This is a genomic window from Chryseobacterium gambrini, assembly GCF_900156825.1.
GTDB classification, from domain to species: domain Bacteria; phylum Bacteroidota; class Bacteroidia; order Flavobacteriales; family Weeksellaceae; genus Chryseobacterium; species Chryseobacterium gambrini.
In genome coordinates, this window is the sequence record NZ_FTOV01000001.1 from 669,799 (window position 1) to 689,019 (window position 19,221).

Annotated in this window: 14 protein-coding genes; 6 read left to right on the forward strand and 8 right to left on the reverse strand. The window is 37.6% G+C overall.

Translation table 11 applies throughout. From position 1 onward, the window contains the following. Window positions 1–19 precede the first annotated feature (19 nt). Window positions 20–481 (reverse strand): Lrp/AsnC family transcriptional regulator, encoded by a 462-nt coding sequence (locus tag BW951_RS03100; RefSeq protein WP_076390444.1) that lies wholly within the window; start codon window positions 479–481, stop codon window positions 20–22. 785 nt (window positions 482–1,266) lie between these two features. On the opposite strand from BW951_RS03100, the gene BW951_RS03105 reads away from it, so the two are divergent. Together BW951_RS03105 and BW951_RS03110 are read left to right on the forward strand one after the other, a co-directional pair. Then, a complete protein-coding gene (locus BW951_RS03105; protein ID WP_076390445.1) occupies window positions 1,267–3,252 on the forward strand; it encodes a T9SS type B sorting domain-containing protein in 1,986 nt (661 codons plus the stop codon). 38 nt (window positions 3,253–3,290) lie between these two features. Next, a complete protein-coding gene (locus BW951_RS03110) occupies window positions 3,291–5,876 on the forward strand; it encodes a T9SS type A sorting domain-containing protein (protein WP_076390446.1) in 2,586 nt (861 codons plus the stop codon). 403 nt (window positions 5,877–6,279) lie between these two features. Here the strand turns inward: BW951_RS03110 and BW951_RS03115 are convergent, their stop codons facing one another. Both BW951_RS03115 and BW951_RS03120 read right to left on the reverse strand, forming a co-directional pair. Further along, a complete protein-coding gene (locus BW951_RS03115; RefSeq protein WP_139326077.1) occupies window positions 6,280–6,498 on the reverse strand; it encodes a hypothetical protein in 219 nt (72 codons plus the stop codon). A 212-nt stretch (window positions 6,499–6,710) separates the two neighbouring features. Continuing rightward, the gene (locus BW951_RS03120; RefSeq protein WP_228427473.1) at window positions 6,711–7,877 is read right to left on the reverse strand and encodes a cytochrome-c peroxidase; all 1,167 of its coding nucleotides are present in this window, start codon (window positions 7,875–7,877) and stop codon (window positions 6,711–6,713) included. Window positions 7,878–8,416: 539 nt separating this feature from the next. On the opposite strand from BW951_RS03120, the gene BW951_RS03125 reads away from it, so the two are divergent. The 3 genes from BW951_RS03125 to BW951_RS03135 all read left to right on the forward strand — a co-directional run bounded on the left by BW951_RS03125 (window position 8,417) and on the right by BW951_RS03135 (window position 13,914). Continuing rightward, window positions 8,417–10,759: a TonB-dependent receptor gene (locus BW951_RS03125; protein WP_076390448.1), complete on the forward strand. Its 2,343-nt coding sequence runs from the start codon at window positions 8,417–8,419 to the stop codon at window positions 10,757–10,759. A gap of 3 nt (window positions 10,760–10,762) precedes the next feature. Further along, window positions 10,763–11,569, forward strand: coding sequence for a DUF4249 domain-containing protein (locus BW951_RS03130; RefSeq protein ID WP_076390449.1), 807 nt, complete (start codon window positions 10,763–10,765; stop codon window positions 11,567–11,569). Window positions 11,570–11,730: 161 nt separating this feature from the next. Further along, window positions 11,731–13,914, forward strand: a complete 2,184-nt coding sequence (locus tag BW951_RS03135) for an outer membrane beta-barrel protein (protein ID WP_076390450.1) — start codon at window positions 11,731–11,733, stop codon at window positions 13,912–13,914. A gap of 1,313 nt (window positions 13,915–15,227) precedes the next feature. Here the strand turns inward: BW951_RS03135 and BW951_RS03140 are convergent. Beyond that, window positions 15,228–16,457 (reverse strand): PQQ-dependent sugar dehydrogenase, encoded by a 1,230-nt coding sequence (locus tag BW951_RS03140; protein WP_076390451.1) that lies wholly within the window; start codon window positions 16,455–16,457, stop codon window positions 15,228–15,230. Between the two features lie 213 nt (window positions 16,458–16,670). On the opposite strand from BW951_RS03140, the gene BW951_RS03145 reads away from it, so the two are divergent. Next, window positions 16,671–16,973, forward strand: coding sequence for a hypothetical protein (locus tag BW951_RS03145; RefSeq protein WP_123956619.1), 303 nt, complete (start codon window positions 16,671–16,673; stop codon window positions 16,971–16,973). Between the two features lie 72 nt (window positions 16,974–17,045). On the opposite strand, the gene BW951_RS03150 is transcribed toward BW951_RS03145, so the two are convergent. Genes BW951_RS03150 through BW951_RS03165 form a run of 4 tightly spaced genes read right to left on the reverse strand, consistent with a single transcriptional unit; the run spans window position 17,046 to window position 19,218 of the window. Continuing rightward, entirely contained in the window at window positions 17,046–17,408 is a 363-nt protein-coding gene (locus tag BW951_RS03150) for a response regulator (RefSeq protein ID WP_076390453.1), read from the reverse strand. Window positions 17,409–17,439: 31 nt separating this feature from the next. Then, window positions 17,440–18,009, reverse strand: coding sequence for a chemotaxis protein CheB (locus BW951_RS03155; RefSeq protein ID WP_076390454.1), 570 nt, complete (start codon window positions 18,007–18,009; stop codon window positions 17,440–17,442). Window positions 18,010–18,021: 12 nt separating this feature from the next. Further along, window positions 18,022–18,852 carry a CheR family methyltransferase gene (locus tag BW951_RS03160; RefSeq protein WP_076390455.1) on the reverse strand — a complete coding sequence of 277 codons (831 nt, stop codon included), beginning with the start codon at window positions 18,850–18,852 and terminating at the stop codon, window positions 18,022–18,024. Next, window positions 18,853–19,218: a response regulator gene (locus BW951_RS03165; RefSeq protein WP_076390456.1), complete on the reverse strand. Its 366-nt coding sequence runs from the start codon at window positions 19,216–19,218 to the stop codon at window positions 18,853–18,855. Between the last annotated feature and the right edge of the window lie 3 nt (window positions 19,219–19,221).

The following is a 19,221-nucleotide window of genomic DNA, read 5'->3' on the forward strand; positions in this document are numbered from 1 at the left end:
CGCTGAGACAGCTTAATAATTAAATGGTTAATCCATGTGTATTTTTCACCTGAGCCATCACAAAAGTACTATGCGTGCTTCCGATGGACGGAACGGCTCCGAGAATATTAAAAACAAAGTTCTGGTATTGTTTCATATCTTTTACATAGACTTTTAGCAGAAAATCAAAATCTCCGGAAATACTGTAACATTCTGCCACTTCTTCGATTTCCATAATTTCTCTTTCAAATTCTACCGCCAGATAACTGTCGTTGCTTTTTAATTTTAACTGGCAGTATACGGTAAATCCTAAATTAAGCTTTTCAGCATCCAGAATGGCGGCATATTTCTTTACATATCCTTCCTGTTCCAATCGTTTTACCCGTTCAAAAACAGGAGAAGGAGAAAGGTTAACTTCTTTTGCCAGTTCTTTCACCGTTAATTTTGCATCACTTTGGAGTAATCTGAGTAACTGTAAGTCTTTACTATCGAGATGTTCCATAGAATATTATTCTTTTAGAGGTTATTATTTCTCCAAATATAAAGAATTATATTCTACATAATTACAATTTTAAAGTTTATTTTACTTAATTATACGATATTCATTGTTATTTTATTCTTAATATCTATTTTTACTCAAACCAAACACCAAGAATGAAGATACTGTTACAAAATATAATGACAACGACATACAAGTAAAAGGGAATATTTTATAGCGAGATCACTCTGATTAGGGAGTGGTCTCGTTTTGTAACCCTCTCTTTTTACTCTTTCAACCAATAAATATACATTTATCTGCTAATATTATAAAAAATATTTCAATTAAAAATATACGTTTTTAGTTAAAATAATCTTAGGGACTACAGTTGTACAAATCGTGCAACTGTTTTTTATTTCGCCAATTCTAATAAAATTTCCCGCTTATAAAGCTTCTCAGTACAGCTTTAAGGGAATTATCAAAATCATTAAGATACCTCACACATACTAAAATTTCGGTATTAAAAAGAATATTATTCTATGAATAATTAAATTTTGTTAACATTAAAGAAATTTTCACTTTTTATAATTAAAAATTAAGATTAATTTACTTATTTATCACAAAATCACCACAAACACATCTATTGTCCATAAATTTATAAGAAAAATATAATATATATTTCTTTTTTATATTTTAAATATTCCATTTCCTGTTTAGAATTAAAAAAATGATATCCGGGAACTGTACACAAAATGAAATTAAAGTTATCTCTGTAATTATTATTCACAGATTATATAAACTTTTAGCGCATGAAAAAAAGCTACTCATTTTTGTTAATTACTATTTTATCTTCATTTTCCAATCTCCTTTTTTCACAGACCTATCAGCTTACAGGAAATCCTGTTAACACCACTGGATGGACAATGGTAGCGCCTACTTCTGTGAATACAGATTTTATCCAGTTAACTCCGGATACCAATAACCAGTCAGGTTCCATCCGTCTGAATCAGCCCATTAACCTGAAATACTGCGATAAATGGAGGATAGAATTCGATTTTAGAATGGATTCTAACCAGACCGCAAATGGAGATGGCATTGCTTTCTGGTATCTTGCCAATCCTCCGGTAGCAAGTGTACTGGGTTCCGGTCTTGGCGTTTCTCAGAATGCAGTTGGATTTGTGGTAGGATTTGATACCTATAACAATACCACCACTGCCGTAATGAGCAAAGTTCACGTCGGTTACGGACAGATCGTCAATACAACAGACACCAACAATGTTGAATTTTTTAATGTTCCGGGAAGCTCTTTTCATTCTCCGGATATGAATACCACCCTTCCGTTTCAGGGAACGTCTTACAAACACGTAGAAGTGACCGCACAGGTAGATCCGGCAGCTCCGGCAAACTGGATTGTGAAAATTACCATCAACGGAAACCTCATCTGTAACCAGTCTTTTGCTCCTTCCGGAACTGCTGCTGCAATGACGGTCGGATATTTTGGTTTTTCGGCTTCCACAGGAGGAAACAGATCCAGACATTCCATTAAAAATGTAAAGGTTTATGTAGACAAGATCCCTTTATTACAGGGAGCTATTACGAAAAATATATGTCCGGATGTTACCGGAATGGCAACCGTGGATTTAACTTCTTTAAATTCTCAGCTTACTACCAATCCGAATAACTATACTTTTGCCTATTATACAGGTGGCTCTCCTATCACCAATCCTACCAATTTTCAATACAGTGCAGATACCAATGTATCGGTGGTAATTAAAGATCCTTCACAGGTTCTTTGCGACAACAACGATGCTACGATTGCTTTAAAAGTTGCTCCTACCATTACCACCAACGATGCTTCTTTGAGAACCTGCTTTCTGGAAAACAATCCGGCAACAGGATTATTCAATTTAACAACCGCTTCGGTAATCAGTACATCAGGTGTTATTAAAAATTACTATCCGTCTTTAACCGACGCTGAAAATCAGACCAATGAAATTTCAGATCCTGTAAATTATATTGCGCCAAACGGAGTTGCATTCATCAGAGTAAGCAATTCTTTCGGCTGTTATGACATCGCAAAGGTGACTCTTGAAGTCATTCCGCCTGTATTTTCCAATGTTCTGGAAGATAAAATCATCTGTATGGAAGATAAAACAAACTTGGATGCAGGACCCGGATTTATAGGCTATTTATGGAGTACTGGAGCAACTACCCAGTCCATCAGTAATGTGGGCGTGGGAACATATTGGGTAAAACTTAAAACAGGACAGTGCGTGGCATTGCAGGAAGTAAAAGTATATGCATCGGAACAGCCCGTGATTTCCAGTATTGATATTAATAATAATGAAGTTACGGTTCATGCAATCGGTGGTACGATTCCTTATCAGTATTCATTGGACGGGATCAAATGGCAGGATTCTAACGAGTTTAAAAATATACCGAGAGGTGATATTAAAATTTTTGTAAAAGATGCCTATAACTGTGATCCTATTACCGTAAGTGTATTGGTTCCTAATCTAATCAATGTAATAACGCCAAATGGAGATGGTGTGAATGATTTTATTGATTATTCTGCACTCGCCGGAAAACAAAATCTTGTTTTCAATATTTTTGACAGATACGGTGCGCAGATTCATAAAGCCGACAAATCCAATAAATACAAATGGGACGGAACCGCAAACGGAAGAAAAATATCTACCGGAAACTACTGGTACTCCGTATCATGGAATGAAAATGACAAGAAAAATACTCCTGTTAAATATTCAGGATGGATTCTTGTAAAAAACCGTGACTAAATAATTTAAAACAAACATTACCTTATAATTTTTTTAGCATGAATTTAAAATTACTTTCAAGAGCAATGTATGCGGGAGCCGTCTTGGCAGCTTCTACGGCAGCAGCTCAAAACTTCCAGCCAATGCTCATTTCATCCGGACTTAATTCCGATGTTATTGCAAACGGAGTCGGATCTTCCGCAGTAACTACCTCAACCGATGTAGACGGCGTTTCATTCGCTTTTGTATCGAGAGATTTTCAGCTGACTTCTTCCAGCACTCCCCTTACTTACGGTTTACCGAATGACGGCATTGTAAACAGTGTAGTTTCCACAACTCCGGGATTATCTTATAAATTAGCCAGTTACAGTGCAAACAATTCCCTGAAACTGGCTAACCAGAACGATTCCGGAACAATAACTTTTTCAACGCCGATAGCAGCATTTAAATTATATATGCTCGCAACCAGCGGAAGCGGTGCTTCTACCGTTACGGTAACCGTTAATTTTACAGATAATACTTCACAAACCTTTACAGGAGTTGCGGTTTCAGACTGGTATAACGGAACCGGATTCGCAATACAGGGATTCGGAAGAATCAACAGAACAAACGACACTCTGGAATCAGGAAGCGGAACCAATCCGAGATTGTACCAGACATTGCTGACGTTAGATGCTGCCAATCAGACAAAGCCCATCCAAAGCATTACAATTACCAAAACATCAACCGCACAGGGTTACACCAATGTTTTTGCATTTTCGGCAGATGCTTACTCCACTTGTGCGCCTCCTACATTGAATGCGGTAGGAACTCTTACGGCAAATTCCGCAGCGGTTTCATGGACACCTGCAACGGGAACGACAGCTACCACGTATGATATTTATTACAGCACAACCAATACACCTCCGGCTGCGGCAGCAACGCCTAATCTTCCGGGAGTTTCGGGAACCTCAACTACAATTCCGGGTTTAAATCCTAATACTACCTATTATTATTGGGTAAGAGCAAACTGCAGCGGTGCAGCAAGCCAGAGTGCATGGTCTTTTTCAGGTACATTCAAGACGTTATGCGGAGCCATGACTTCTATGTTTGAGGATTTTGAATCTTACGCCACAGGAAATATTGTACCGGATTGCTGGGCAAGAATTATTGACACCAACGGAACCCAGACCATTACAACAACAACGCCGGCTTCAGGTGTAAGAAACATTTATCAGTACAGTACAACAACGCAAAATCCAACAACGGTTGTTCTTCCTCAGTTCAGCAATATTAATGCAGGAACACACTGGTTAAGATTAAAAGCAAGGGTAAGCACAGCGACAGGAACGCTGAATGTAGGATACGTTACGGATCCGGCAAACAGCTCAACATTTGTATTATTACAGGCTTTAAGCATCAGCAACACTACCTACGGTTCAACAAGCGAATATTCAGTGATCGTTCCTTCTTCAGTTCCTTCCAACGCAAGACTGGCGATCAGAAATACAGCAGACGGAAAATCTTACTATTACGATGATGTCTACTGGGAACCTCTTCCGTCATGTTTTGCTCCTTCTGCATTAACTTCGTCTAATGTTTTGGCAAACAGCGCAGGAATTTCATGGACGGCTCCGGCTTCTGCTCCGGCGGGCGGATATGAATATTATTACTCTACAAACAGCACTGCACCAACGGCAGCAACCACTGCATCTGGAACCAGTACAGCTACTTCAACAACCATCAACGGGCTTGCTCCGGCTACAACTTACAACATCTGGATAAGATCTGCATGCAGCAGCTCAAATAAAAGCACCTGGTGGGGACCTATCTCTGTTACAACGGCATGTGCCACATTATCTGCGCCATTTACCCAGACTTTTGACAATGCAGCCGTACCGAATTGCTGGACGAATACCAATCCGGGAAGTACCACAGCGAATCTTTTATGGAAATTTTCAGGAAGTGCCGATTATGGAGCCAATCTTGCCAATAACGGAAGAGCAGCAGGAACTTATGCATGGGTAGACGCAAGTTCTCCTTACAGCGGAACGGGAGCCAATACAGTACAACTGGTTACTCCTTCTATAAATTTAGCAGGATTAACGTCTCCTTATATTTCATTTGAATGGTTTAAAAATCATTCTACCTCTACAAGTACTACAGTGAGTCCTTCAACCTATGATAACAACAAACTTACAGTAGAAGTAAACAGCGGAAGCGGATGGGTTTCTCTATGGAGCGATACCTCCAATTCCAACCAATGGAGACCTGTAGGAATTCCTTTGCCTTCATCTTACATCGGGACAACCATTCAGGTGAGATTTACGGTAGATAAAAATGTAAATGGCAACGGTTATTTTTATGATGATGTATTACTGGACAATGTTGAGGTAAAACAGAACCCTGTTTTGGCTACAGGCGAAGTTTCAGCGGCTAAAAATGCAGTTAAAGTATATCCGAATCCTTTCAAAGATACCGTAAGCATTTCAGATATTGAAAAAGTAAAATCCGTGAGCATCAGCGATATTTCGGGAAGAATAATTAAAACTGTTGAAAACCCTTCAAAAGAAATTAATGTAAGCACATTAAATTCAGGATTATACCTGTTGATTATCCGATTGAAAGACGGTTCTCAATATACCGTAAAAGCAGTAAAAAATTAGGCAACTATACGCTACCTTAAACAAACCTAAAAATAAGTTGTATAAACTCATTTTAAATTTAACCGCAAAAGAGACAAAAGACTTTATGGGATTTATTTAAAGTATTTCAAAAGTCTGCAAAGAGAAAAAATCTTTGTTTTTTTTTAACTTGTGTGCTCTTTTTTCCATTTAAGTATTAAACTTAAAAAACTTAAGTGTTAAAATCTTATGCATCTTTTGCGGTAAAAAAAGTTTAGACAAGTTTAATATAAATACCAACGATGACAGTTGGTATTTTTTATTAATTTAAAATTTTACGAAATGGAAAATCAAAACGAAACTATTTTTAAAAAGAAGTTCGGTAAAGATGTTGAACAAATTATAAATATTTTAAAAGATAGAGGACTTAAAAACTTCAGAAATCCTACTTGAAGCAGTCATTGAGAGGTTCAGAAGTCTCCCCTTCGGTTAACAATTTATGAAAGTCTTCAATTTTCATTTCAACAGATATTGTAGAACCATCTGTAAGTTTTACAGTTATATAGTTTGCTCTACCACGAGATTCTTCGTGTACTGATGAAACACTAGCTGTATTAATGATAGCTTTTCCATTAAAGCCGTCAAGCTCGATAAATTTAGTCATAATTTTATGTTTTTTAGTCATCAAATATACAAATAAACCATTTACATTTTGTATATCTAGAGAAATATTTATCGACCAAAACGAAGCATTAGTTTTTAAATATGTTCATATAAAGTAACTTAAAATTACAAAAAATTAATTATTAATATTTACTTTCGCAGAGGTATGTAAAAATGCATCTGCTTCCAGAACCTTCGGAATTTTCGGAGGTTTTATTTTGGTAATTCAGGCAGTGTTATTTTTTCCGTTTTGGAGGATAAAGTTTTTAAAAAAGCTTCCAGCTGAGAAATTTCTTCATCCGACAGTTCAAGCATTCTCACCATACCCGATTTTTGCGAGTGTAAAGTAACTCCTTCATACACGGTAGATCTTTTCTGGGAATATTCGGGATTTCCCTTGCTGTAAAATTCAATCACTTCTTTTAAACTTGTCATAGAACCATTGTGCAAATAAGGTGCAGTTTTGGAAACCTCTCTTAAACCCGGAACCCTGAATTTTCCTGCATCATCCGCAACTTTTGTCACTGCATACCTTCCAAGATCCTCTCCTTTTTCGCCCAGTAAAGAAGTTCCCACATTTTCAAACCTGTTATTCGAAAAATATCCCGAATTGTGGCAGTTGATACACTGCGCTTTTGTTCTGAAAAGATGAAGCCCCATCAATTCATCATTGGTATATACTTCCGGCTTTCCGTCGATAAACGCATCAAACTTACTTGGAGAACTTTTTATCGTTCTTTCAAACGTGGCAATGGCTTTGGAAATGCGGTCTTTGGTAACAGTTTTATCGCCAAAAGCTTTTTCAAATAAAATCTCATAGCCTTTTATCTTTGCAATTTTTCCTGCCGCAATATCAATATGTTCACTCATTTCTCTCTGATCCTGAATCGGCATCTGCGACTGTTCTTCCAGAGATTTTGCTCTTCCGTCCCAAAATAGAGATCTTGCAAAGGCGGCATTCAGAATGGTCATTGCGTTTCGGGTTCCGAGCTGTCTGTCGTGCCCGAAAGAAACCGTTCTGCTGTCGCCCCATCCCAATTCCAGATCGTGACAGGAAGCACACGCAATCTGATTGGATTTTGAAAGTCTGGGATCGAAAAAAAGCGTTTTTCCCAAGAGTTCTTTTTCGGAAGAATAGGGATTATCTTTTGGAAATTCCACCTCCGGTAAATGTCCGATTTCCACAAAAGTTGGGGCAGATTCGGGATCAAGAACAGGTTTTGGCCATTGTGAAGAATCACCTGAAGAATATAGTTTTCTCAGATTATCCAAGAATGTGTTTTTCTGATTGATTTCTTTTTGAACCTTACTGTTTAAGCAGTTGTTTAAAAGCGAAACCAAAAGAAATAAGATCAAAATCCAACTTAAAATATTCTTCACGATTATCCGGAGTTTTAGCAAAAATAGGATATTTAATTGTTTTTTAGAATACTTTAAATTCATCTACAAAACAAACTTGTTTACCTTAATAGCAATAATCACAGCAACGACGAAAAATATTCATTAAATACGGTATTGTCTTAAGGTACAAAGATTTTATCTGCGATAAAAATTAAGCATCAATCCTTATTGAAAATCTTTGATTTTCTTGCGCCTTAAAGATTTGAGACTAATAAAAATCCTGCGCGTTTGCGTTTTCCAATAAGACTATTTTTATTTTAAAAAGTTTAAACAAATTCAACATTTAAAATTTTACTTTAAACAACTTAAAAGTCTAAACCATTTTATTTAAATTTCAAAAAAATCATGTATTCTTAAAAATTTTAAGCCAATAAAAATCTTTAAAATCCGTTTTTCACATGAACTTTTCCCGAACGTTGCCAAAGTTCAGATTAAAGCATTAATTTTATACTCTCTTCACATACAGGAGATGTAATAATTTATATTTAGCGAATTATTCAAATAATAAACAAACTTACATGCAGACATTATCATTTAAAATTGCCACTACCGCAGCAGCAATTTGTTTCAGTACGGCAGTTTTTGCCCAGCAGAAATATTCTGTGAGCGGTACTGTGAAAGATAAGAAAAACGGAGAGCTTATGATTGGCGTTACGGTGAAAGTTGCTGAAGATCCTACGATTGCTGTGGTAGCCAATGATTACGGTTTCTACTCGCTTTCTCTTCCCAAAGGAAATTATACTTTGATGATTTCTAATCCCGGGTTTAAAGATTTTACGAAAAGTATTACCGTAGAAGATAATATCAAGCAGGATCTCGAATTGAGTTCCGGAGAAAACGAAGCGGAAGAAAGAACCGGAAAAATAGATGAGGTGGTAATTTCAGGGGTAAAAAAAGATAAAAATCTTACTTCTGCACAGATGGGAACCGAAACCTTAAGCATTAAAAATATTGAAAAACTTCCCGTTCTGTTTGGAGAAAAAGATGTTCTGAAAACCATACAGCTTCTTCCCGGAATAAAAAGCAACGGCGAAGGAAACAGCGGATTCAGTGTAAGAGGCGGTGCAACGGATCAGAATCTGATCTTACTGGATGAAGCAGCCGTTTATAATGCATCCCATTTGCTCGGCTTTTTCAGTACGTTCAACAGCGATGCGCTGAAAGATGCAAGCATCATCAAAGGAAACAGTCCTGCCCAATACGGAGGAAGGCTTTCTTCGGTTCTGGATGTGAAAATGAAGGACGGAAACAATAAAGAATACAATGTAAATGGAGGATTGGGATTAATCAGCAGCCGACTGAGTGTGGAAGGTCCTATTCAGAAGGAAAGATCTTCTTTCATTGTTTCGGGAAGAAGAACCTATGCCGATGTTTTTCTAAAAGCAACAGACGATTTCAAAGACAGCAAATTATATTTTTATGATCTGAACTTAAAAGCCAATTATCAGATCAATGAAAACAACCGTTTGTATTTATCCGGCTATTTTGGGCGTGATGTTTTGGGATTAGGCGATACTTTTTCAAGCGATTGGGGAAATACAACGGCTACCCTGCGATGGAACAGCATCATCAGCAGCAAATTATTCTCCAATACTTCATTAATTTACAGCAACTACAACTATAATGTAAGCTTAAGCAGCAATAACAATACCTTCGGACTGAGTTCCAAGATTGAGGACTGGAACCTGAAACAGGATTTTTCATGGTTTGCGGGGAATAAGCATTCGGTGAAGTTTGGGTTGCAGTCTATTTATCATACGATTACACCAAGCAGCGCTTCCGGAACGAGTGTGAGCAGTTATCCGAGAAACCCGAGATATTCCTGGGAAAATGCTTTCTATATTAATGATGATTTTAAAGCTACCGAAAAACTGACGATCAACTACGGAGCCAGACTTTCCCTGTTCAGCGTTTTGGGAGGTGATGTGTTTAACACCTATGAAAACGGAGTTCTTACAGATTCTGAATTTGTTGAAAAAGGAAAATTCGGGAAAACATACGTTAATGTAGAACCGAGAATTACGGCAAACTACAGGATTAACGAAGTAAGCAGCATTAAAGGAGGCTATTCCAGAAATACTCAGAATTTACACCTTTTAAGCAACAGCGGAAGCGGAAATCCTACCGATCAGTGGATTGGAAGCAGCTTTACGGTAAAACCTGAAATTGCAGATCAGGTAAGCTTAGGCTACAGCAGAAATTTCAGCAACAACAATTATGAAATCAATGCTGAAATCTATTATAAGTCTCTTCAGAACCAGATCGATTATAAAAACGGAGCCCAGATTACTTTTGATACAGCGGCAGATGTGGAAAGCGAACTGCTGTTCGGAAAAGGAAGAGCCTACGGATTTGAAATAATCGCCAAAAAGAAAAGCGGAAGATTAACAGGATGGATTTCCTATACCTTATCCAAAACGGAGAGAAAAATCGACGGAATCAATAATAATGAATGGTACAACGCAAGACAGGATAAAACGCACGATCTTTCAATTGTTGCCACTTATCAGCTTAATCCGAAATGGACGTTTTCGGGACTTTTTGTATACAGCACCGGAAATGCAGTTACGTTCCCGACTGGAAAGTATGAACTGAACGGACAGACGGTTTTCCAGTACAGCAGCAGAAATGCAGACAGAATGCCTGCTTACCACAGACTGGATTTTAATGCAACATACGAACCTGTAAACAACAAACGCTTTAAAGGATCATGGTCTTTCGGAATTTATAATATTTACGGCAGAGAAAATGCTTACACCATCACTTTTGAAGACAATCCGGATAAGCCGGGAACAACACGCGCAATGCAGACTGCCCTGTTCAGATGGGTTCCAAACATTACGTATAATTTCAAATTTTAATTCATGAAAAATATATTTTTAATCATACTGTCTTTATTTTTAGTCACTTCCTGCGAAAAAGAAATAGATCTTGATCTTGAAGATCAGAGCGGACAGATTGTTATTGAAGGAAACATTACCGATCAGGGAGGACCTTATTTTGTGAAGATTACCAAATCCGTAGCCTTTACACAGGCGAACCAATATCCCGCAGTAACGAATGCACAGGTGATCCTGAGTGACAATACAGGACAGACGGAAACACTTCAGTATGCCGGAAACGGAAATTACAAAACGTCTGCTTTTGTGGGACAGCCCGGAAGAATTTATACGTTAACCATCAACGCAGAAGGAAAACAGTATACCGCACAGAGTACAATGCCGCAGGCTGTTTCTTTCGACGGTCTGGAGCAGGATTCTTTCCTTGTGGCAGGACAGACGAGCTATACGCTTCTGCCACTTTTCACAGATCCGGCAACTTTAGGAAACCGTTATCTGTTTGTGTATACCGTAAACAGCAATCCGAAAAAATTCTTCTCCGAATTTTCAGATAATGTGAACAACGGATTACCGAACCAAAGACCTCTTCTGCTTCCTAACGATGACAGCAACGCGAATGATATCAAAGTGGTTGCAGGAGATGTGATCCATGTAGAAATGCAGTGTATTGATGATAAAGTGTATACCTATTATTCTGCACTTCTACAGCTTTCAGGAAGCGGTCCCGGCGGAGGAATTACTCCCGCCAATCCGCCAAGCAACATCAGCAACGGAGCTTTGGGCTATTTTTCAGCACATACTGTAAGAACAAGAACCGCTGTTATTCAGTAAAAAATTAAATAAAAGCTATCTGTACTTTCCGGATAGCTTTTTTTAGCTTCTGTAAACAACTGACCTTTCAATCTTTAAAAATTTATTATAGAATTAATACGATGTGATGTAACAAATATTCTCTTTTCGGTGTCTTATGTAAGAAACATAGTTTTTTTTACATGAAAAATATTTTGATACCGATTGCCTTTTTAGCAGGCATATTTACATTTGCACAGGCTGAAAAGGATACTCTAAAATCGAAGGAGAAGGCTATTGAAGGAGTTACCGTAACGGTAAGAAAACCAACCATTGAATCCAAAGTAGACAGAACCGTTTTTAATGTTTCCAACAGCTCTATTCTCGCAGGAAATACGACTTGGGACGTCTTGAGAATGACTCCGCTGGTAAGTATTGATAACAATGATGCCATAAAAGCTGAAGGAGAAACCGTAACCGTTTACATCAACGACAGGAAGTCTGTTTTTACAGGAAAGGAACTGAAAGAATACCTGAAAACCATTCCTGCGGACAATCTGATGAAAATTGAGGTGATTACAAGTCCGTCTTCGCGATATGAAGCAACAGGATCTGTCATCAATATTGTATTGAAAAAGCGTGATGATGAAGGAATTAAAGGAAGTGTTACCTTAAACAACAGGCAGAACACCAAAAACTCTCACTACACCAACCTGAATTTAAATTACCACCGTAAAAGCTTTACACAGACCTTCATCGGAAGCTACAGCGACAATACCAACGTACAGAGCAATTCCAGTCTTTATAAAGTGGATGCAGAAAATTCTGAAACCTACAGAAATTCTAAAACAATAGGGAGATACAAAAGTCCTTCCCTTTCGTCAACTTCAGAATTTGAACTGAATAATAAAAATACGGTAGGTGTAATTCTTGAATATTACCAAAGCAACTCTTCTTCCAATACCGATGCAGACGGATTGAGAAATGTTAACGGACTCTTCGAAAATTCTTATCTTCAGAACCAAAATTCTACGGGACTTAACAGAAACTTCGGCTCCAATATTTTTTATAAATGGTATGATAAGGAAAAGAATAAAATCCTTGACATTAATTTGGGTTCCAATTATTACGGACAGTCGAGCGACGATTATTTTGTAAAAAATATGGTGTACAAATCCAAACCGGATGAAAAACAGGAAATAGGAGTTCTTACAGATACCGAAAACAGAAATTATTACCTGAAAGTAGATTACACGCAGCCTATCGGAAAAGAAGGCGGAAATTTTGAAGTCGGCGGTAAGATCGATTTCAATAATAATGTGATCCCAAACAGCTTATATGGAAATATGCTTACAGGACTTAGTTCCGGAGATATTTTCCACTATGAAGACAACATCAGTTCTCTATACGCCAACTACAGCAAAACATTCTTTAAAAAACTGGAAACCAGGATCGGACTCCGTTATGAATACATCGATTATAAAATACGTCAGGATAATGCAGGAACTTCGAGAAGAGATTCTTACGGAAAACTGCTGCCCAATATTTTATTGAAATATTCTTTTTCAGACAATTATGATTTAAGTTTAACGTATAACAAAAATATCTGGAGACCGTGGTATGCGGAATTTAATCCGTTTATGATCCCGAACAGCGACGGATTCTACAGTCGTGGAAGCATCGATCTGGAACCCAACCCAAGCGACAGGGTTTATATGAAGTTAGGGATTCATAAAAAATACTTTATCTCTGCGAGATATATGTTTACCGATCAGGATTACTGGACCAATTATGTAACGGGAACCATTAATGATATCAACGGAAATCCTCAAAACATCACCATTACGCAGCCCTCCAACTTTTTCGGGAAAGTGCATAAGTATTACGTCTTTGCCAATACGAACCAGACTTTCTTCAAAAATAAATTTACGGTGAATCTTGGTCTAGGATGGTATTATATTGACAACAGCGATTTTAACAGGAAAAACGGTTTGGAAAATGCCAATAATTACATCAGCTATCTGAGTGCTTCCACCAACCTTACGTATACGAATCTGTTTAATAAAAATATTAATCTGAGCGCATGGGTAGAAGTGTCTAACCAGAACAACGGAAATTCTACGACGAACAAAGCAAACGTCTTTCATAATATTTCTGCCACGAAGATATTCCCGAAAACCCAGATGGAAGTCAGCCTTCAGCTCATGAATATTTTTCAGCGGCCGAATTACGATGCCACCACTTTTGTGCAGGGAGGAACTTTCCGAAATGCTTCAAAATGGGACTGGTACGGAGCATCTATTTCATTTGTAAAACGTTTCGGAAACCAGAAAGTAAAAGAAAATACCAAAACCGATGTTGAGAAAAACGGCGGCGGCGGAAAATAATTTTAATGTTAAATTTTAGTACGGACGATGGATGAATTTCCATTGTCCGTTTTTTTTTATTGAGTTTGTTTAAACTTTTTTTAAATAAAATATTCTTTTTGGAAAACGCAAAGACGCAGGATTTTTATTCATCTCAAATCTTTAAGACGCAAGAAAATCGAAGATTTTCAATAAGAATTGATGCTTAATTTTATCAGATAAAATCTTTGCGCATTAAGACAAGACCGTATTTAATGAATATTTTGCGTCGTTGCGATGGTTGCTATTAAATATTATAAACTTCTCATTTACTCTAATTTTCACGTTCCCAACGTCAAATTGTATGTTCTGAACCTATCGGGATACGTTGTGTATGGTTTCGGATACGTTAGATAATGATCCGGATACTTTATTCAACCTGTCCGTTGAGGTTTTTAATGCGTCCGTTAAGGTCTTGAAGATCTCGTGATACGTCATGTAGATCTCGCGACACGTTTTATATCGATACGAAGATGTGAAAGACAATTCCGGAAGAGTAAAATACGTCTACGAATCTTTCCGTAACCTATCCAGATGATTGAATAACATATCGGGATCGATGGATAACCTCATTGGAATATTAAAAGACGTGTTGATTGAGGTTTAATAGATGTTGAGCAGAGATTGTTATGGTGTCTTTTTTGAAAACGCTAAGTTCGCTGAGGCTGGTTTAAAATTTATGAGAATATTTTTCTGAGCGCAAGGGCGTGAAACTCAGCTAATGATAATGACGGTTTTAAATCTATGAAATTTTTATTTCACTTTAAGTTTTGGCTAAAGCCAATTTATTTCATAGAAACATTAAAAATGGGCTAAAGCCCATTCCTACTGATAATTTGTATTGTTCTTGAATTGAACTCACGTTAATTTTCATCACCACACTTAACATTCTTTTTTGAAAACGCTAAGCTCGCTGAGGTTGCTTTGAAATTTATGAGAATATTTTTCCGAGCGCAAGGGCGTGAAACTCAGCTAATGATAATAACGGTTTTAAATCTATGAAATTTTTATTTCACTTTAAGTTTTGGCTAAAGCCAATTTATTTCATAGAAACATTAAAAATGGGCTAAAGCCCATTCCTATTGATAATTTGTATTGATTTTGAATTGAACTCATGTTAATTTTAGTCTTTTTATTATCTTTTTTTCTATTTTAAGTATTAAACTTAAAAACTAAAGTGTTAAAATCTTTTGCTTCTTTTGCCGGAAAAAAGTTTAGACAAGTTTTATAATAAAAAAGCCGGAAAAAGATGAAATATCTTTTTCCGGCGCTGATTATTAAAAATTATTCTGAAATTATTGTTTACGGATACGGTAGAGTTTTCCTCCGTCCGTTACTGCATATAAATTGCTATCTGTTCCCTGCGTAATATCTCTGAAACGCTGGTTTTCGGATGAAAGCAGCCTTTCTTCGCCTATTACTTTGTTGTTTTCCATAACCAGTCTCGCGATGTGCATTCCGCTTAGGGAAGCTACGAAAAGATTATTCTGCCACTCCGGAATGGTGTTTCCTTTATAAAAAGTGATTCCGCTTGGCGAAATTACAGGATCCCAGTAATAAACAGGCTGTTCCATTCCTGCCTGCTGCTGAATTCCTGCGCCAATGGTGACTCCGCTGTATTCAATTCCGTACGTGATGGTAGGCCAGCCATAATTTTTACCGCCTAAAACCCTGTTGATCTCATCCCCTCCTCTCGGTCCGTGCTCACTCTGCCATAATTCTCCCGTTACAGGATGGATGGCAATTCCCTGCGGATTTCTGTGTCCGATGCTGTATAATTCCGGCAACGCCCCAGATTGTGAAAATGAAGGATTTCCGGGTGCGGGTTGACCACTGGTTGTAATTCTCAGGATTTTGCCTAAAGCTGCTGTTACAGACTGTGCAAGAGGTCTTGTGGAAAGATCTGAACGTTCTCCCGTACTCACAAACAGATTCCCTGTATTATCAAAAACAATTCTTCCGCCGTAGTGAAGATTTCCGACATTGGCAGAAGGATTTGCCCTGTAAATTACGGTCGGATTTTCTATTGTTGTTTCTGAATTGGAGAGTCTTCCTTTTGCCACAGAAGTTATATTTCCGCCTGAAACATTTTCAGAGAAAACCCAGTATACCATTCTGTTGGAAATAAACTGCGGATCTACACAAACGCCAAGCAGACCACCTTGTCCTCCTGAATTTACGGAAGGAAGCCCGGTAATGGCATTGCTTAAGGTTCCGGTACTGCTTACGATTCTCATGGTTCCCGCTTTTTCAGTGATAAGCAGCCTGCCATCCGGCAAAGCTGTAATTCCCCAAGGGGAAGCCAGAGCTGAAGTTACCACTTCACTTACATACGGTGTGGAAGTTTTTGCGCCATTCGCTCTCGTCTGTCCTGCAAAAGCCGGCTGATAATTCGTATTGGCAGCATTGGATTCTACCGGAGGAAGCGAAGGTGTATTAGTCCCTCCATTTTCTTCGATGGTTTCCGAACAGCTTGCCATCATCAGCGAAGCAGCAACCAGTACATGATAGGTTCTTATTTTCATATTTCAAATGTTTGGTGTTTCTTACGCAAATTTTATTTTGTGCAACAAATTACTTGCCGTAAATCCCGAATTGGTGGCAATTTATCAATACGATTCAATCGGTTGCACTGTTTCAGGGGATTTCTTACATTTTAAATGATGATTAAGAAAATTTTAAGATTTAAAATGAAAGTATGGCATGAATATTATTATAGTATTACAAACACGTTTAAGATGGAAAACCTGTTAGCCAATAAAGATTTAATAAACAAGTATTTAAGATTAGTCATTAAGCAGCAATTCAATACAGAAATTGACTTGAGAGGAGAATATACATTTACCGAAAATCTGGTTTCCAAAAAACCAATTATTGCCACTACTTTCTCGGAAAAAATTCTTTCGCAGCCCGATATAAAAATGGTTTTGACCTCTGTAATCACAGAAATAAATATCGGAGTCTGTACAACAGAACAGATGCAGAAAGCAGTTGAAATTTATCCTGAAACCGATTCTAGGGAAATGCAGGAAATTGTTTAAATAAAACTCCCTGTACAGCTTTGTACAGGGAGTTTTATTTTTGAGAGAAAATTACTTTAAATTTTTCGAATATTACTGCAGATACTGTGCAACTTTATTTTCTAAATCTTCAAGATTGAAAGGTTTGGCAACATAATCATCTGCCTGAGCTTCTTTCGCCAGAGCTACAATGTCGTTATTTGCCGTTACATAAATCACGGGAATGTTTTTAAATTCCTGATGATTTTTCAGAAGCCTTGTTGCTTCCACTCCACCGATTTTCGGGATCCAGTTGTCCATAAGAATAACATCCGGCTGGAACTGCTCTACTTTCTCCAAAATGTCATGTGAAGTTTCCGAAATTTCGACCTGATAACCATTTTCTTCAAAAATGATGGTGATGACTTCTAAAATAGTTTTATCATCATCAAAAATCAAAATTTTCTTCTTGCTCATATCTATTTAACTTTAGTTAGGGGTTATATTTTTATAACTGATTGATGTACTCTGCCAGATTATCGGGCTTTATAATCAGATCAAAATTAATTTCTTCCACAGCGTGTTTCGGCATATAATCTACTTCTGCGGTTTCGGGATCCTGAATCCAGACTTTTCCGTTGTTTTTTTTGATGTATGCCAAACCTTCCACACCATCTGCATTGGCTCCGGAAAGCAGCACACCGATCATCCGGTCGCCGTAAATCTCCGCCGCAGATTTAAAGGTTACATCTATGGAAGGACGGGAATAATTCATCTTTTCCGAGCTGTCCAGAGACATGATATTTTTATTTTCGAATAATAAATGGTAATCTGCCGGAGCGATATAGATTGTATTATTCTGAATTTCTGTTTTATCTTCGATCTCAATAACCGGCATAGGCGAAAACTGCTGCAGCAAAGTCTGCAGGATATTGTTGGAATGTGCTTTTCTGTGAACTACCAGCAAAATGGCAAAATCCAGCTTTTCGTTTATTTTTTTAATCATTTCCAGAATCACCTGCAAGCTTCCTGCGGAACCTCCGATAACAATCAGTTCGATATTTGTACTCTTCTTCATGATAAAAACAGCTTACTGGTGATCTATTTTTTTCCATATCTTCTGATCATCCACCTGATTATAATTTTTGTCTAATTTAGAAAATCTAAGGGTTTCTTTTGCACCTAAAGCTAAAAAACCTAAATTTTCCAGACTGCTGTCGAAAAGTTGGAATACTCTTTCCTGAAGACCGCGATCGAAATAGATAAGAACATTCCGGCAGATAATGAGCTGAAAACTGTTGAAAGAGCTGTCGGAAACGAGATTATGGGTAGAAAGGATCAGTTTTTCCTGAAGGCTTTTATCAAATTTCACACTGTCGTAATTGGCTGTATAATAATCTGAAAAATCTTTTTTCCCGCCTGATAAAATATAGTTTTCAGAATACAGTTTCATCTGCTGTAAAGGAAAAACTCCTGCTCTTGCTGTTTCCAGAACGGAAGGATTAAGATCTGTGCCGTAAATTAAAGATTTATGGTAAAGATTTGCCTCTTTAAGCAAAATAGCCATTGAGTAGGCTTCTTCTCCGGTAGAACATCCTGCCACCCAGATTCTGATGAGCGGATAGGTTCCCAACTGCGGAAGAATTTTCTCCCGTAATGCTTTAAAAAACTGAGGATCGCGGAACATTTCCGTTACATTCACGGTAATTTCTTCGATGAATCTTTTCAGGTATTCAGGATCATTAAGTATTGTATATCTTAACTCTGCAAAGCTTGTAAATCTGTCGATCAGGCATATACGGTTCACCCTGCGCTTGAAGGAAGCGCGGCTGTATTCTGAGAAATCGTAGCCGTACATATCGTAGACATCTTTAATAAGATATTCTACTTCTTCATCTTTTACAATACTTGGTTCCAGCATTTACGATAATTTTTCTATAGCGTTCATTAAAAGGTCTACATCTATCGGCTTGGAAACATAATCTGCCGCTCCTGCATCCAGACATTTCTGGCGGTCTTCCGGCATCGCCTGCGCGGTAACTGCAATTACGGGAATATTGCTGATAGAAGGTGTATTTTTTATCATTTTGATGGCTTCATACCCATCCATTTCCGGCATCATCATATCCATTAAAACTACATCAAAATGGTTGTCTTTATTTAAAACTTCAATGGCTTCCTGAGCCATTGTACTGCTTTCAATATGATATCCTCTGGCTTTCAGGGTGAGCTTTAAAGCAAATATATTACGTGGATCATCGTCCACGATCAGAATTTTTTTATTCATCAG